Origin of the sequence: Streptomyces sp. H27-H1, assembly GCF_026627445.1 — a bacterium.
GTDB lineage: Bacteria > Actinomycetota > Actinomycetes > Streptomycetales > Streptomycetaceae > Streptomyces.
The window spans coordinates 41,211-56,608 of sequence record NZ_JAPNLJ010000027.1; the positions used below are offsets into that span (position 1 = coordinate 41,211).

Here is a 15,398-nt window from a genome sequence, read left to right on the forward strand (position 1 = left end):
CTCGGACGGCGTGACGTCGGCGTCGAGAAGCGGATTGTCCTGGTCGGCCTTCGGCCGGCCGTGGGCATAGATCCGTCGATCAGATGTAGCCCCAGGCCGTGCAGGCGCACGGCCGCAGTGTCCCGCACCGCCGAGACTGTCGGGTGGTGCAGATAGGATCGTAGGTATGGGAATTGACTGGGAAAACATACTCGGCACAAGCGGGAACGGCCTCGACGAGGCATACGACACCGCGGTCTCCGCGGTCATCTATGGCGAGACCCCGGAGGGCGACCATCAGTCATTCCCAATCGGCGAAGAGACCGACGACACGGACGGCCTGCGCTGACCTGAGGGCGCACACAGAAACTGCCCGATGAGCCGGGGTTCTTGTTGGGCTTGAGCGCGCCACGGGTAGCGATCAGAGATGTAGTCAATCCGACGCATGAGGAGATGGCCACCTGGGCCTGCGTACCCGGAGTGCAGCCCCCGGTCTCCCAGGACTGGGCCCGAGCGTTCGGCTCGCTATTCGTGACCTTGGCAGCCGCTGGGCAGTGCCCTTGCGATCAGTTCTTCCCTCGGCTGCCTGCGCCTTCTAGGCGGCAACGCCGTGCTCATGCGTTTCCGGACGATGCCCGAAGTAACGAGTAGCCGCACGATAGGGCTTGGGATGTGCTGGCCTGGCGCTTCGACTCAGGGGTGCATCGGCAGGCCGTTGCGCGGACACGGTCGGGTTCCACGCTCGGCCTGCTGCCGGTTGGGCGCTTGGCGCTGCGGTCGGAGACCAGGGCGTCGATTGCGGCGATGACCTCGGGCAGGTCGTCGCGCTCGCCGGTCCAGCGTTGTAGCGACCGTCACTGCTCGACCTCTGTGTTGGCATGCTCGACCGTGATCCGCCGTTGGGGTTCGCGGCGGAACGCATGGCCGTAGAAGTTGCGCTCGGACGGCCCGGCGTCCGTCGCTGGCTTCCTCGGTGGGGCGCTGACCTGGCCGGGGAAGTCGCGGGCCAGGCCGGCATAGCCGGAATCGACTTCGGCTTTCACGTTCGGGTGCAGACGCAACTGCTCCTCGCGGCCTTCGGTGCGTACTGCAGTGACATCGTGCGTCCGGCCTGGGCGGATCGCCCCGAGCCACAGCTCCCGACCCTGCTCGTCGCTGATCATCGTGACTTTCTCGGTGTTCCGCACAGGGCTGAATCAGAACAGGCCTCGCGGGCCCAACGCGACTTCACACCCCAGATGATCCCGCGCGGCTTTTGCCTCGGACACCAGGGCGGCTGCCGGAGCCTGACCACCGACGCCCCGATCATTCAGGCCCGGGCCGGTGCGCCCATTCCTGGTCGAGGATGCTGAAGACTTCGGAGTCACGCCAACCGTCCCGGATCAGCGCGGTGTGCCGGTGCCGACCCTCGTGGGTCGCCCGGACGGCCGTATGTCTCCTCTCCGTCCTGGTCATGGAGCTCCTCGAAGCGGACACGACGGACGAGGCCGACGACGCGTCCGGGACCGTCAACGAGACGCTGTCCCGTATCCACGGCTACATCGAAGAGCATCTGATGGACCCGGACCTCTCACCGGAGTCGATCGCACGCGCCCACCACATCTCCCTCCGGTACCTGCAGAAGCTCTTCCAGAACGACGGCAGCACGGTGAGCCAATGGGTGCGGCAGCGCAGGCTCGAGTTCTACCGGCTCGAGCTGGGCCGCTCCAACCGGAGGATCATCATGGCCGCGGTGGCACACCGCTGGGGCTTCAGCGGCCCCTCGCACTTCAGCCGCACGTTCCGGGGGGCCTACGGTATGAGCCCCAGCGAGTGGCAGGCGCTGGCGACCTCGGCCTTCGCATCGACGACTGCCGGCACCCAGGACGATCGAAGGCGCTGAGACGCGTGTGCACTGTCATGACAGCGCGGATGCGCGCACGTACAAGAGGTGCCACTTCCACGGCTCTACCGTGAGTAACCGTCACGCGGACCTCTTGCCGCACTCCGGGCCGCGCCCTGACCGCTGTGACGACGCCCCACACGTGGCCCGACACCGAGAAGCGAACTCGCATGACCCGCCCCGCCGTCGTCCTCGTGCACGGTGCCTTCGCCGACGCGACAGGCTGGATAGGCGCCATCTCGGAACTGCGGAGCAGCGGTATCCCGGTGATCGCTCCGTCGAACCCGCTGCGGGGGCTGACGTCGGACGCCGCCTACATCACCTCCGTCCTCGCGCAGGTCGACGGCCCGGCCGTACTCGTCGGCCACTCCTACGGCGGTGCGCTGATCACCGTGGCCGGCGCAGCGGATGACGTCGTCGCGCTCGTCTACGTGGCCGCTTACGTGCCCCACGAGGGCGAGAGCCTCGACCAGCTCCAAGGGAGGTTCCCCGAGTCCCCGCTGACGGGCCACCTGAAGGAGTGGACGTACCCGCTCCTCGACGGCGACTCGGCGGTCGAGGTCACCATCGAGGAGACGGCCTTTCCCTCCTCTTCGCGGCGGACGTGCCCGAGGACGTCGCCGGTGTCCTGACAGCGACCCAACGCCCGGTCGTCACGGCCGCCTTCACCGAGACCGCGTCCGCGGCGGCCTGGCGGACCAAGCAGTCCTGGGCCCTGGTGGCCGGGGCAGACCGCACGATCAGCCCCGAGGTCCAGCGCTTCGGCGCCGCACGGGTCGGCGTCGTCGTCGAACTCCCGCGCGCCTCCCACGCCGTCGCCCTCTCCGAGCCCACACGGGTCGCCGACCTGATCAGAGACGGGGTACGGGCGACGATCTGACCGACCGACCTCCGCGACGACAGGAGCGGGACCGGGCCAGTCGGGGTGCCACCCCTGCGCGGTTCTCTGGCCCCCATGGAGCTCGGCGCCACGTCAGACGGGCTTCCCGTGCGATATGGGGCCCTGTTTGCCCGACTGGGGCCGATAAGAAGCGTCAGCGTGCTGTCCATACTGCCCACTCCGCACGTAACGCACACCAGCAGCCTGTCCTATTTGCGTCATGCGGGTCGCTGACCTGGAGTTTTTCTTTCACCTGTTTTTGATAGACCTTATTTCTGGGACGCACCACGTGGAGTGCGTGGCGATCCTGGAGCCGGTGAAGAAGGACGCCTGATGGGGGCTACGGAACCGGGGAATGCTCGGTTCCGTAGCCGCCAGCGGGTGAGCACTTTCGACGCCGGAGCCTTCGAGCTCTGAGGTCAGACCGTGCCCTTGCTGGTCGGCCGGGAGGCCAGACCGCTGATGGGGTGGCGTGCCCCCCTTCGGGGCGTGAGCACTGGATCCATTAGGCCGCGTGCCGTGCCTTCCGCAGGCTGCACCGCTGGGTGAAGTACGCGACTGGGGAGGGTCTGTTGCTGCTGATCGGTGATGACTGGGCCGAGGATCACCACCATGTCGAGGTCCAGGACGAGAGCGGTCGGAAGCTGGCCGCCGCGAACCTGCCCGAAGGAGTGGCGGGCATCGCGAAACTGCATGAACTCGTTGCCCGCCACGGCGGTGAGGGCCTGGATCCGGGCGAGGTCGTGGTCGGGATCGAGACCGTCCGCGGCTCGTGGGTGCAGGCCCTGATCGCCTCCGGCTACCAGGTGTTCGCGATCAACCCCCGGCAGGTCAACCGCTTCAAGGAACGGTATGGCTCCTCCGGAGCGAAGAGCGACAAGGGTGACGCGCACGCGCTCGCCGACATGGTTCGCATCGACCGGGCCCAGCTGCGGCCGGTGGCTGGTGACAGCGAGCACGCCCAGGCCGTCAAGGTCGTCGCCCGTGCCCACCAGACCCTCATCGCCCGCAAACTACGCCGGCACCAGCCCCATCACCGGGGCCTCCGGCAAAAGCCACACCTGCGGGGCCGCCGGATCGTCGGCGGCGACGAGCTTGCGGCGGAAGAAGTTGTAGGCGTTGGTGACGCTGCCCCCGGCGGCGGACATCTGCTTCGGGCCGCGGATGTGCGCGGCGAACTGGGACCGGTCGGCTTGAGTGGGCAGGAGCCGGAAGTGGTCGTCTCCGGTCTTGCGCTTGTTGATGAGGTATTCCTCGTTGATGCGCTCGGCCTCGTCGGGCTGCGCGTCCACGATGTGGTCACGGAGGGCCGCCAAGGCGAGGGACAGCGTGGTCAGCCGCTGCTGACCGTCCACGACGAGCCAGCGGGGAAAGGTGACCTCGTTCTGCGGAGATGGTGCGAGGACGACAGAGCCGAGGAAGTGCGTGCTCGCCCCGGCTTCGCCTTCCAGCAGCTCGGCTTGTTCCAGGACGTCGCTCCACAGCTGACTCAGCTGCTTCTCCGTCCAGGAGTACGTCCGCTGGTACAACGGCACCTGGAACTGCTGTGCTCTTCCCTGTACGAGATCAGCGAACAGTGTCTCCTTCGCCTGCATTGCTCCCCCATGGCTGGTGATCCGGACGTGGCGGCATGAGGGACCCTATGGCTTGCTCCGCTCACAGGTGCGGTGTTGCGCAGGACAGCCGACGACCCTGTGCCTGCTGTCAGGGCCGACGAATGCCGGGGAATATGGAGATCGCTCTGACGAGTCCGGCGCACGGAGCGTGATCAAGAGTCGACGCGAATCGGTCAAGTACTTTCGTCCCTGCCGATCATGGACGGAGGTCCGGGAGAATGGCCGGCGATGGACATGACTTCTCCGCGTCCGGCAGGCCCGCCGGACGGGTACGGGCCCTTCGCGCATCTCACCGTCCCGAACGTGCTGCTGTACCGGCAGGTGATGCGTGCCTTCCTCGTGGCCAAAGAGCGGTTCGCCGTGCATCTGCGGCCCGAGGACGTCTACGCCGCAGTGCCCGCCGCCGTACGGCCCGGCGAGCTGGAGGGTGTCGTCGGCGCGCTGGACAAGCTGGTCGCGTGGGGAAATCTGCGGGCCGACCCGGACACCGGGCGGGTCACGGCCGTCGAGGACTTCTACCGGAAGCGGTTCATCTACCAGCTCACCCGGGAGGGCGAGGCGGCCGAGGAGGCCCTGTCCGCCTACGACGAGGCACTCGGGCGGCGGGGCGCGCTCCAGGCCGTCGCGCTGCACGACATCGTCACCCAGTTGCGCGCACTTCTTGTACTGGCGGCCGGGGACGAGCCGGATCCGGCCAAGACGCATCTCGCGCTGGACGGGCTCGCCAGTCGGTTCGGGGCGCTGGCCGACAACGCGCGGGCCTTCATGGGCTCACTCCAGCGCACCATCGACCTCCACGACGTGGGGGAGGAGGTCTTCCTCGCCTACAAGGACCAGCTCATCCAGTACCTGGAGCGGTTCATCCAGGACCTGATCACCCTCGGCGGCCGCGTCGCCCGGCTGATCCTGGAGCTGGAGGAGGGTGGCAGCATAGAGGCGCTGCTGCGGGCCGCCGCCACCCGCGAGGCCGCCGATGCCACGCCGCAGGAGGCCGCGTACGCCGAGCAGGCCGCGTACGAGAGGTGGGCCGGACGGTGGGCCGGGCTGGCGGCCTGGTTCCTCAGCCGGGACGGCCGGGAATCGCAGGCGCGGCTGTTGCGCGGCCGGGCCCTCGGGGCAGTGCCCCAACTGCTGGCCGTCGTGCGGTCGTTGAACGAGCGACGGGCCGGTCGTTCCGACAGGTCCGCTGATTTTCGTACGCTCGCCCGTTGGTTCGCCGAGGCTCCCGACGACGACGCCCGGCACCGGCTGTGGCGCACCGCCTTCGGGCTGTACCCGGCCCGCCACCTCACGGTGGATGCCGAGACCCTGGCCGCCCGGCTCGCCCGGCCAGCTCCCGCGTCCACCTCATGGGCCGACGCCGAGCCACTGCGCATCAGCCCGCAGCTGCGCCGTACCGGCAGCTATGAGCGGCGCGGCAAGCCACGCAAGGTGGAGGACCGCCAGGAAGCGCGCCGCCGGCTCGCCGAGGTGGCCGTCAAGCAGGCCGCGGAGATCACGGCCGCGCGGGCCCGGCTCGTCACCGACGGCGTCACCCGGCTGTCGGGGATCGGAGAGCTCGATCCCGTCAGCTTCCGGCTCTTCCTCCAGCTCCTCGGGGATGCCCTGGCCACCTGGCGGCCCGGGATGACGCACACGGTGGCCACCAGCAACGACGGATCCATGGAGATTCGGCTCGCTGTCCTGGCCGATGGATCCGCGGCCGAGGTCCGCACGCCGGGCGGCACCTTTCGCGGCCCTGACCACACCATCGAGATCATTGATCTGGCGGAAGGAGGCGACGGACGATGAGTACCCCGCTCGCCGAAGTACTGGACGGGCAGCATGCCGCCGAACTACGCAAGGCCGCCCGCGCTCTGCTGAAGCAGCCTCTGCTGCTCGCCGGCGGCGCGTACGCCGACGAGTTCCGTCTGGTCCGGCGGCACGCATCCGACCTGCGCGAGTGGTTCGACCGCAACACCGGCTGGTCCCTCCAGGTCGACGCCGAGACCGCCCGGCTGGGCAAGATCCCGGCGCATCTCGCCGATGCCACCCATCCGGCGCGCGAGGCCACACGCAGCGCCGCTCCTTTCACCCGCCGGCGGTACGTCCTGCTCTGTCTCGCCCTCGCGGCCCTCGAACGCGGTGAGGCGCAGATCGCCCTCGGCCGTCTCGCCGACCAGGTCGTCCTCGATGCCGCCGATCCCCAGCTGGCCGCTACCGGCATCCAGTTCACCCTGGACCGCCGCGACGAGCGCCTCGACCTGGCGGCCGTCGTACGCCTCCTGCTCAGCCTCGGAGTGCTGCGGCGCGTCGCCGGTGACGAAGAGGCGTACGTCAGTGGGGCCGGAGACGTCCTCTACGACGTGGAACGGCGGGTGCTCGCCGGGCTGCTCGCGACGAGGCGCGGCCCCTCCACGGTCCGGGCCGCGGCTCTGGACGAGCGGCTCGTCGAGCTCACCGCCGAAACGGCCCTCGATAGTGATGACCTGCGCTTCCGCGCGATGCGCCGCTCGCTGACCCGCCGACTGCTGGACGACCCCGTGCTCTATTACGACGAGCTGACCGACGCCGAGCTGGGCTACCTCACGCGCCAGCGCGGTTTCCTCACCGCGCGGATCACCGAACTGACGGGCCTGGTGGCCGAGGTCAGGGCCGAGGGCATCGCCATGGTGGACCCCGACGACGATCTCACCGACGTCCGCATGCCGGAATCGGGAACCCACGGTCACGTGACCCTGCTCCTCGCCGAGTACCTCACGAGAGCCGAAGGGCCCGTCGTCTCCACGGCCGACCTCGAACGCCATGTCGCCCGACTGGCCACCGAACACGGCGGTTTCTGGTCCAAGTCGGCCCGCGAGCCGGGATCCGAGGGTGAGCTCGTGGAGCAGGCCGTCAGCCGGCTCGCCGCCCTGAACCTGGTCTCCCGTACCGCCGAGGGAGTGGTGCCGCGCCCGGCGCTCGCCCGGTACGCGATCGGCGAGACCGTCGTCCTCGAACCCCGCACAGTCGGCACATCTCAGCTGCCCGCACAGCGAAAGGCCCACCAGCGTTGACTCCCCGTGCCGCACTCCCGGCCCCCGCACGTGCCCGCTGGCAGCCCCTGCGGATCGGCCTCGTCGACCTCTTCCACTACGACGTGGAGGAGTTCCACTTCCGCGACGGCCGGCTGCTGCTCCGGGGGAACAACGGCACCGGCAAGTCCAAGGTGCTCGCCCTGACCCTGCCCTTCCTCCTCGACGGGGACCTCAGCGCGCGCCGGGTGGAACCCGACGGAGACGCGGGGAAGAAGATGGAGTGGAATCTCCTGCTCGGAGGCGAGCACCCGCATTCCGAACGGCTCGGCTACACCTGGGTGGAGTTCGGCCGCCGCGACGAGGTGAGCGGCGAGGAGCAGTTCCGTACGCTCCTGTGCGGGCTCAAGGCCGTCAGCGGGCGTGGTATCGCCCGGCACTGGTGGGCCGTGACCGCTCAGCGGATCGACCACGCGCCGGCCTCGGTGCGGACAGAGGGATCACTCAGCCTCCTCGACGCCACCGGTACCGTGTTGTCCCGGGACCGGCTCATCGAGGCGGTCGCCGGACACGGAATGGTCCACGACCAGGCCAAGACCTACCGCCGGGCCGTCGACGAGGCGCTGTTCGGGCTCGGTGAGCAGCGCTACGCCGCCCTGGTGGACCTGCTCATCCAGCTGCGCCAGCCCCAGCTGTCCAAGCGTCCCAACGAAGCCGCCCTCTCCCGCGCCCTCACCGAGGCACTCCCGCCCATGGACCAGGCAGTCATCGCGGACGTGGCCGAGGCCTTCCGCTCCCTGGACGAGGAGAAGGAGGAGCTGAGAGCCGCCCGCGCGGCCGAGCAGGCCGCCTCTGGATTCCTCGACCACTACCGGCGCTACGCTCGCATCGCCTCCCGCCGTCGTGCACGCCTCCCGCGTACGGAGCACTCGAAGTACGAACACCTGCTGCGCGACCTCGCGGAGGCACAGGCCGAGAAGGCCGCGGCCGAAGAGGAGCGGGCGGCGGCCGGTGAGCGGATCGTCGCCCTCGCGCAGACGCACGCCCGACTGGAGGCCGTCGACGCAGCCCTGCGCGAGGGCCCGGAGATGCGCAGTGCCCACGAACTGGAGCGGGCCGCGAAGGAACGGGAACGGTCGGCGCAGGACGACAGGCGCGCCCGCGCCGACCGGGAGGAGGCCGCGCTGCGGCACACGAAGGCGCTCGGTCGCCTCGGGGCAGCAGAGAACCGGTTTCACGCCGCCCGGGACCGCGTCGAGGACACGCTGCGCCTCGCGCAGGAGGCTGCCAAGTTGGCCCGGCTGGACCTGCCGGGCGACGAGGGGCTGACGGCGGCCGAACTGCGCGCCGCGGTGGCCGAGGCGACCGACCGCCGCAGCCGCACCCTCGCGTATGTGGAGGAGCTCGCGGAGCGTGCCGAGGCGGCGGCGGTCGAGCGCCGGGCCGCCGCGTTGCGGCTCGACGAGACGGAAGCCGACCTGGCGCACGCCGCCGAGGTACAGGGCGCGGCCGACGAGACCGTGACTGCTGTGGGCCGGGCCCTGGTGGATGCCGTACGCGAGCATGCGGGCCGGTGTGAGGAGCTGGCGTACGCCGACCCGGTCGGATTGCTGGATGAGCTCCAGGAGTGGACGCGGCACCAGGACGGGCCCTACCCGGCACGTCGGCACGGCTCGGACGCACACAGCACCACGGCAGCGGTACTCGCGGACCAGGCGGCGCGATCAGCGCAGCGAAGGGCGGCCCTGGCGGCCCGCAGCCGAGACGCGGAACAGGAGCTCGCCGAGCTGGAGGCCGGCGGGCGTCGTGGTCCGCAAGCCCCGTACACCCGGACCCCCGGCCTGCGGGATCAGGCTCCCGGAGCCCCGCTGTGGCGGCTGGTCGACTTCCGGGAGGAGGTCGCGGACCAGGAGCGCGCCGGCCTGGAAGCGGCGCTGGAGGCGGCCGGGCTGCTGGACGCGTGGGTGCGCCCCGACGGCGCGGCCCTGACAGCCGACGGTCATGACGTACTCCTCGATTCGGGGAGGGGGCCGGTCCACGGGCCGTCGCTCGCCGACGTGCTGCGCCCGGCCGTCGACCACGGCGACGGCCAGGCGGTCCAGGTGGGTGAGGAGACAGTGGGGCGGCTTCTCCAGGCGGTCGGGCTCGGCGCGGCTGCCGCGGACGTGTTCCGGCCGGCGGGTGACACGTGGGCCGCGCCGGACGGACGTTACCGGGTAGGAGTCCTCACCGGCCGGTGGTTCAAACCCGCCGCGGAGTACATCGGCGAGGGCGCCCGGGAAGCCGCGCGGCGCACCCGTATTGCCAGCCTGCGCGCCGAACTCTCCCTCCTCCAGCGGGAGGCGGCGTCCGAGGCTGCGCACGCGCAGACTCTGGCGACCCGCCGCCGCACCCTTGACACCGAGTTGGCGGAGGTGCCCGACGACGGGCCGCTGACCAGGGCGCACGCCCGCGCGGCCGCCGCCGCCGACACCGCACGCCAGGCCAGGTCCCGTCGCGAGGCACGGGCCGCCGACGTGCTGGCCGCAGCCGGGCGGTCGGAGCGGGCGAGCGCCGAGCTCCAGGAGGTGGCCTCCGATCTGGGGCTGCCCCCGGACCGGCCGGCGCTGGCCGCCGTACGGCAGGCCCTCGTCGAACTCGCGACCGTTCTGGCCGCACTGTGGCCCGCACTACGCGAGCGGACCGAAGCGGCCCGGCAGGCGGACGAGGAGCGTGAGGAAGCGGGGCGGGCAGGCGAGCGCACTGCCGAACTTGCCCTGCGCGCGGAGGAGACGGCCCTCGCGGCAGCCGCCGCGGACGAGCGGCTCGCCACACTGCGGTCGACCGTGGGCGAAGCCGTGGCCGAGCTGGAACGGCGGCTCGTCGAGACCGCGGAGGCCCTGCGCGCCTGTGCGGCCGATCAGCGCTCATGGCAGGACCGCCGCACAGGAGGGGACCGGAGGGCCAGCCGGGCCGAAGGCCGGATCGAACAGTTGGAGAAGGCCGTCACGGACGCTGCCGCCGCGCGTTCCGATGCCATCGCGGCGCTCCAGCGCTTCACCACCACCGGGCTGATCGCCGTCGCGCTTCCCGACCTGGCCGTACCGGCCGCCGGCGACGGCCCGTGGGCGGCCACTCCGGCCATTGCCCTCGCCCGTTCCCTCGAATCAGAGCTGTCGACGACGGACGACTCGGAAGCCGCCTGGGAGCGCGTACAGCGACGTCTGAGCGAGGAGCACAAGACCCTCCAAGACGCGCTGTCCCGGCACGGCCACAGCGCCTCGGCCCGGATGGTCGAGGACGGGATGGTCGTCGACATCGTCTACCAGGGCCGCGAGCGGGCCGTACCCGAACTTGCCGAGGCGCTCGCGGTCGAGGTCGGTGAACTCACCCGCATCCTCTCCGCGCATGAACGCGAAATCCTCGAAGCCCATCTCATCACCGAGGTCGCGGGCACCCTCCAGGAGCTGATCGCCACAGCAGAACGACAGGTGCTGGCCATGAACGCCGAGCTGGAGGACCGTCCGACCTCCACCGGTATGACCCTGCGGCTGGTGTGGCGGGCCTCCCGCAAGGCCCCTGCCGGCCTTGCCCAGGCCCGTGGCCGCCTGCTCCAGACAGCCGATGCCTGGACCGCCGAGGACCGGTCCGCGGTCGGGGAGTTCCTGCAGACGCAGATCACCCGTCAGCAGACCGAGGACGCGGCCGGCAGCTGGCTGGAACACCTCACCGCGGCCCTCGACTACCGCTCCTGGCACGAGTTCGCCGTCGAGCGCCAGCAGCACGGTCGCTGGGTGCCCGCCACGGGGCCGGCGTCGGGAGGCGAGCGGGTGCTCGCCGTCTCCGTACCGCTGTTCGCCGCCGCCTCCTCCCACTACGCGAGTGCGGGCAGTCCGTACGCACCACGCCTGGTCACCCTGGACGAGGCGTTCGCCGGTGTCGACGACGACTCGCGCGCCAAGTGTCTCGGGCTCCTGCACGCCTTTGACCTGGATGTGGTCATGACCAGCGAACGGGAGTGGGCCTGCTACCCACAGGTACCGGGCATCGCCATCGCCCAGCTGTCCCGCGTCGACGATGTGGCCGCTGTCCTGGTCACCCGCTGGGAATGGGACGGCACGGCTCGGACCCGTCACGAGGACCCGGTGCGTGAGGCGGACCAGGAGGTCCTGTGGGCGTGAACAGGGCTCCGGTCGACGAAGCACGCCTGCGTCGGCTCCTCGGCGGGGCCGACCTGGCCTGGCTGCTGGAGCGCGTACGCCGTCGGCTGGAGCGAGGGCAGCCACTCACCGGCCCCGTCTCCCTCGCAACGCCGACCCCGGCCCAACGGGCCGCGGCCGAACGCCTGCTGGGCCGGGCCCCCGGTGGTGGCCGGGCGCTGACGGTCCGGCTCGACGCGGTGGACGCCGTACTGGTCAGATCAGGCATCAGCCCCGAGGGTCTGACGGCGGCCGTGACGACGCTCACCGGGCCGGTTGTCCCTCTTGAAGAGACCCGCCGGAGCGAGGACCAGGCCTGGGAGGAGGCGTACGCACCGCTCACCGCGCTCGCCGCCGAGATCCCGCACCTCGCGGAGTGGGCCGGCCGGATACGTACCGAGGGCATCGTGCGACGCCTCGCCCGTACGCCGGAGTCGGCTCGAGCTCTGCTCGATCGGACCGCCCGCGTCCTGCGTGAACTGCCGGTCGACCCGCCGCGCTCCCTGCCCGTGTTCGCGGCCGAGACCCTGGGCGGGGCCCACGCACTGGACGACGGGACACCCTCGGCGACGCTCTGTCTGTCCGGCATCCGTGCCCTCACAGGACATCCGGACGGGGCGGGCGCAGCCTGGCGGCGGGCTGCCTGGGCCTCTGTCGGTCTGCTCCGTGACGACGTCTCCTCGACCGTCCTCACGCTCAACCTCCGTGGAACGCCGGCTCTGGACTGGATGGCTGACGTGGGCGATCCGTCTGTGCTCACCCTTCGCCAGCTCGCCCACCGTCCGCCGCGGACCACGCCGCCTGTGGTCCACGTCTGTGAGAATCCCGCCGTTCTCTCGGCCGCGGCCGACGCCCACGGCCCGGACGCGCTGCCGCTCGTCTGTCTGCAGGGCCAGCCATCGGCTGCTGCCCTCGCCCTCCTGGCGCACCTCCACGAGCTCGGCGCCACCTTCCGCTACCACGGCGACTTCGACTGGGGCGGCCTGCGCATCGCCACGACGCTGCACCAGCACGTGCCGTGGCGGCCGTGGCGCTACACAGCCGGCGACTATCGTGCGGCGGTAGCTGCTGCCAGTCCCACTCCCCAGCCCCTGACCGGGACGGTTGCCGCATCGCCGTGGGAACCGGATCTGGCGATGGCCCTCACAGAACATGGGGTGCGTATAGAGGAGGAGACGGTACTGGACGTGCTGCTGGCGGACCTGGCGGGGGGGCAGGGCGGGGGTCAGGGGGTGGTCAGGGGCGGGAAGTCAGGTAGCCGCCCATGGTCTTGAAGTACTCCGACGCCGGGAGTTCCTGGCCGTCTTCCGTGCGGACGCGGGTGATGGCCAGGCCGTGGTTGCGGCCCGTGCGGGCGTCGGCTCCGGCGACTATGGCCACGCCCTCGCCCTCGCGGTAGAAGATGCGGCCGGGGGTGCCGCCGTAGCGGCCTTCGGAGACGACGGCCGTGAGGATCTCCAGGCGCTTGCCCTTGTGGAAGGTGAAGGCGGCCGGGTACGGGGCGGACTGGGCGCGGACCAGGCGCTCCAGGTCCTCGGCGGGCCAGGACCAGTCGATGCGGATGTCCTCCTCGGCCCTCTTGTGGAAGAAGGTGGCCTGGGTGCGGTCCTGCTTCGTGAACTCGGTCCGGCCGGAGGCGATCAGGTCGAGGGCGCCGATCGTGACCGGGGCGATCAGGTCGACCGTCTTGTGGAACAGGTCCGTGGTGGTGTCCGTCGGGCCGACCGGGATCGCGTGCTGCATGACGATGTCGCCGGCGTCGAGCACCTCGTCCATCATGTGCGCCGTGACGCCGACTTCGGGCTCGCCGTTGATGAGGGCCCAGATGAGGGGGGAGAAGCCCGCGTACTTGGGCAGCAGGGAGTCGTGGATGTTCAGGGTGCCGTGCCGCGGCAGCGTGTAGATGCGCGGGGGGATCCACGTACGCCAGTTGTTCGCGACGAGGATGTCCGGGTCGGCGTCCTTGAGTTGCTGGAACAGTTCCTCGTCGTCGGGGCGGTTGCGGATGACTACGGGAACGCCGTGCTCCTCGGCGAGGTCGGCGACCGAGTCGCTCCAGATCTTCTCGTAGGCGTGCTCGCTCTTGGGGTGGGTCACGACCATCACGACGTCGTGCTCGGAGTCCAGGAGCGCCTTCAGGGTGCGATGGCCCCAGGTCTGATAACCGAACATGACGACCCGCATCGGGTTCCTCCTCAGAAGAGCAAAATGACCAGGAGTAAGTAAAGCAAGCCTAACCTAACGGCGCAACAGCCCCGATTCTGGGCTCGATTGACCCGGGTGCGAGTGCGTTGTCCGGTTTGTCTGGTCGACAGCATGCCTGGATCAGGTTAGCTTTACCTAAGTTCCACTCGGCTGCCGGTCACCGGTGCGCCTGGACACCCCCCCCTTTCCCCCACCCCTGACAAGCGCCTGGCAGGCGGCTGTCCCGCACCAATGGGAGTGACATGTCACAGGCTCTTCCTGGCGACGCACCACTGATCCACGACCTGATCGGTATCGGCTTCGGGCCGTCGAACGTCGCCATGGCGATCGCGCTCAGCGAGCACAACGCGCGCGTCGGAAGGCAAGAGGCGGTCACCGCTCACTTCTTCGAGCAGCAGCCCCGTTTCGGGTGGCACCGCGGCATGCTCATCGATGACGCGACCATGCAGGTCTCCTTCATGAAGGACCTGGTGACGCTCCGGAACCCGACCAGCGAGTACAGCTTCCTCTGCTACCTGCAGAGCAAGGGCCGCCTGATCGACTTCGTCAACCACAAGAACCTGTTCCCGCTCCGGGTGGAGTTCCACGACTACCTCGAGTGGGCCGCCGCCAAGGTCGACGACATGGTCTCGTACGGCCACCAGGTCGTATCCGTCGAGCCCGTGGTGCGCGACGGCGTGGTCGAGTACCTCGACGTGACGGCGCGGTCCGGCGACGAGGTCGTCGTCCACCGGGCCCGCAACCTGGTCATCGGCACGGGCCTGCGCCCGGTCATGCCGGAGGGCATCGGGCGCACCGACCGCGTCTGGCACAACACCGACCTCCTGACGAAGGTGGACGCGCTCGAAGGCACCGAGCCCACCCGCTTCCTGGTGGTCGGAGCCGGCCAGAGCGCCGCCGAGAACGTCGCCTACCTGCACCGCCGTTTCCCGCAGGCCGAGGTCTGCGCGGTCTTCTCCCGCTACGGCTACAGCCCGGCGGACGACAGCAGCTTCGCCAACCGGATCTTCGACCCCCAGGCGGTGGACGAGTACTACACGGCCCCGGAGGACGTGAAGCGCCGTCTGATGGACTACCACGGAAACACCAACTACTCCGTGGTGGACATCGACCTGATCGACGACCTGTACCGGCAGGCGTACCAGGAGAAGGTGCTCGGCACCGAGCGCCTGCGCTTCCTGAACGTCTCCCGCCTGACGGCCGTCGAGGAGACGGCCGACGGGGTCCGCGCCACCGTCAAGTCCCTCGTCACGGGCGAGGAGAACCTGGTGGACGCCGACGTGGTGGTGTGCGCCACCGGCTACATGCAGGCGGACGGCCTCGGCCTGCTCGGCGAGGTCGCGGAGCGCTGCCACCGCGACGACCAGGGCCGGGTCCAGGTCGAGCGCGACTACCGGGTGTCCACCGACCTCGAACTGCGCTGCGGCATCTACCTCCAGGGCGGCACCGAGCACACCCACGGCATCACCTCCTCCCTGCTGTCCAACACCGCGGTACGCGTCGGCGAGATACTCGACTCGATTCTCGAGCGGACCCCGAAGGCCGTGCCCGAGCAGGTCCGGCCGGTCGCCGGGGGAGCCGGCGGCGGCGCCCGCCAGCCTGCTGTCTAGCCGGCCTCCCCTGCCCACTGCCGTGCCTCCGCTGCATTCGCGCCGGAGGCACGGC

Annotated in this window: 12 protein-coding genes and 1 pseudogene; 10 read left to right on the forward strand and 3 right to left on the reverse strand. The window is 70.3% G+C overall.

Annotation, left to right across the window (positions count from 1 at the left end):
• Positions 1 to 166 precede the first annotated feature (166 nt).
• Positions 167 to 328, forward strand: a complete 162-nt coding sequence (locus tag OTB20_RS26245; RefSeq protein ID WP_267821088.1) for a hypothetical protein — start codon at positions 167 to 169, stop codon at positions 326 to 328.
• Positions 329 to 833: 505 nt separating this feature from the next.
• Here OTB20_RS26245 and OTB20_RS26250 read toward each other — a convergent pair.
• Positions 834 to 1,142, reverse strand: coding sequence for a hypothetical protein (locus OTB20_RS26250; RefSeq protein WP_267821090.1), 309 nt, complete (start codon positions 1,140 to 1,142; stop codon positions 834 to 836).
• 290 nt (positions 1,143 to 1,432) lie between these two features.
• Between OTB20_RS26250 and OTB20_RS26255 the strand changes: the two genes are divergently transcribed.
• From OTB20_RS26255 to OTB20_RS26265, 4 genes and pseudogenes are all read left to right on the forward strand, one after another.
• Positions 1,433 to 1,861, forward strand: coding sequence for a helix-turn-helix domain-containing protein (locus tag OTB20_RS26255; protein WP_324290417.1), 429 nt, complete (start codon positions 1,433 to 1,435; stop codon positions 1,859 to 1,861).
• 170 nt (positions 1,862 to 2,031) lie between these two features.
• Complete coding sequence (locus OTB20_RS26260; RefSeq protein WP_324290418.1) at positions 2,032 to 2,493, forward strand: alpha/beta hydrolase; 462 nt, start codon at positions 2,032 to 2,034, stop codon at positions 2,491 to 2,493.
• The gene (locus OTB20_RS42530) at positions 2,382 to 2,741 is read left to right on the forward strand and encodes an alpha/beta fold hydrolase (protein ID WP_324290419.1); all 360 of its coding nucleotides are present in this window, start codon (positions 2,382 to 2,384) and stop codon (positions 2,739 to 2,741) included. Before OTB20_RS26260 ends, OTB20_RS42530 begins: the two co-directional genes overlap by 112 nt.
• Positions 2,742 to 3,286: 545 nt before the next feature.
• A pseudogene (locus OTB20_RS26265) lies at positions 3,287 to 3,709 on the forward strand (IS110 family transposase); the annotation flags it as partial.
• Between the two features lie 45 nt (positions 3,710 to 3,754).
• Here OTB20_RS26265 and OTB20_RS26270 read toward each other — a convergent pair.
• Positions 3,755 to 4,336 carry a DUF262 domain-containing protein gene (locus OTB20_RS26270; RefSeq protein ID WP_267821092.1) on the reverse strand — a complete coding sequence of 194 codons (582 nt, stop codon included), beginning with the start codon at positions 4,334 to 4,336 and terminating at the stop codon, positions 3,755 to 3,757.
• A gap of 255 nt (positions 4,337 to 4,591) precedes the next feature.
• Between OTB20_RS26270 and OTB20_RS26275 the strand changes: the two genes are divergently transcribed.
• Genes OTB20_RS26275 through OTB20_RS26290 form a run of 4 tightly spaced genes read left to right on the forward strand, consistent with a single transcriptional unit; the run spans position 4,592 to position 12,802 of the window.
• A complete protein-coding gene (locus OTB20_RS26275) occupies positions 4,592 to 6,148 on the forward strand; it encodes a TIGR02677 family protein (protein WP_267821158.1) in 1,557 nt (518 codons plus the stop codon).
• On the forward strand, positions 6,145 to 7,392 hold the full coding sequence (locus tag OTB20_RS26280; RefSeq protein ID WP_267821094.1) for a TIGR02678 family protein: 1,248 nt from the start codon (positions 6,145 to 6,147) through the stop codon (positions 7,390 to 7,392). Before OTB20_RS26275 ends, OTB20_RS26280 begins: the two co-directional genes overlap by 4 nt.
• Complete coding sequence (locus tag OTB20_RS26285) at positions 7,389 to 11,510, forward strand: TIGR02680 family protein (RefSeq protein WP_267821096.1); 4,122 nt, start codon at positions 7,389 to 7,391, stop codon at positions 11,508 to 11,510. The genes OTB20_RS26280 and OTB20_RS26285 overlap by 4 nt, the downstream gene beginning before the upstream one ends.
• Positions 11,507 to 12,802 carry a TIGR02679 family protein gene (locus OTB20_RS26290; RefSeq protein ID WP_267821097.1) on the forward strand — a complete coding sequence of 432 codons (1,296 nt, stop codon included), beginning with the start codon at positions 11,507 to 11,509 and terminating at the stop codon, positions 12,800 to 12,802. The genes OTB20_RS26285 and OTB20_RS26290 overlap by 4 nt, the downstream gene beginning before the upstream one ends.
• Here OTB20_RS26290 and OTB20_RS26295 read toward each other — a convergent pair.
• Positions 12,765 to 13,712, reverse strand: a complete 948-nt coding sequence (locus OTB20_RS26295; protein WP_267821098.1) for a methionyl-tRNA formyltransferase — start codon at positions 13,710 to 13,712, stop codon at positions 12,765 to 12,767. The genes OTB20_RS26290 and OTB20_RS26295 overlap by 38 nt on opposite strands.
• A gap of 263 nt (positions 13,713 to 13,975) precedes the next feature.
• Between OTB20_RS26295 and OTB20_RS26300 the strand changes: the two genes are divergently transcribed.
• Positions 13,976 to 15,343 (forward strand): lysine N(6)-hydroxylase/L-ornithine N(5)-oxygenase family protein, encoded by a 1,368-nt coding sequence (locus tag OTB20_RS26300; protein ID WP_267821099.1) that lies wholly within the window; start codon positions 13,976 to 13,978, stop codon positions 15,341 to 15,343.
• Positions 15,344 to 15,398 lie beyond the last annotated feature (55 nt).

Coding starts and splice junctions, on each gene's coding strand:
- OTB20_RS26245 (WP_267821088.1), top strand. CDS start 167: ATGGGAATTGACTGGGAAAACATACTCGGCACAAGCGGGAACGGCCTC.
- OTB20_RS26250 (WP_267821090.1), bottom strand. CDS start 1,142: ATGATCAGCGACGAGCAGGGTCGGGAGCTGTGGCTCGGGGCGATCCGC.
- OTB20_RS26255 (WP_324290417.1), top strand. CDS start 1,433: ATGGAGCTCCTCGAAGCGGACACGACGGACGAGGCCGACGACGCGTCC.
- OTB20_RS26260 (WP_324290418.1), top strand. CDS start 2,032: ATGACCCGCCCCGCCGTCGTCCTCGTGCACGGTGCCTTCGCCGACGCG.
- OTB20_RS26270 (WP_267821092.1), bottom strand. CDS start 4,336: ATGCAGGCGAAGGAGACACTGTTCGCTGATCTCGTACAGGGAAGAGCA.
- OTB20_RS26275 (WP_267821158.1), top strand. CDS start 4,592: ATGACTTCTCCGCGTCCGGCAGGCCCGCCGGACGGGTACGGGCCCTTC.
- OTB20_RS26280 (WP_267821094.1), top strand. CDS start 6,145: ATGAGTACCCCGCTCGCCGAAGTACTGGACGGGCAGCATGCCGCCGAA.
- OTB20_RS26295 (WP_267821098.1), bottom strand. CDS start 13,712: ATGCGGGTCGTCATGTTCGGTTATCAGACCTGGGGCCATCGCACCCTG.
- OTB20_RS26300 (WP_267821099.1), top strand. CDS start 13,976: ATGTCACAGGCTCTTCCTGGCGACGCACCACTGATCCACGACCTGATC.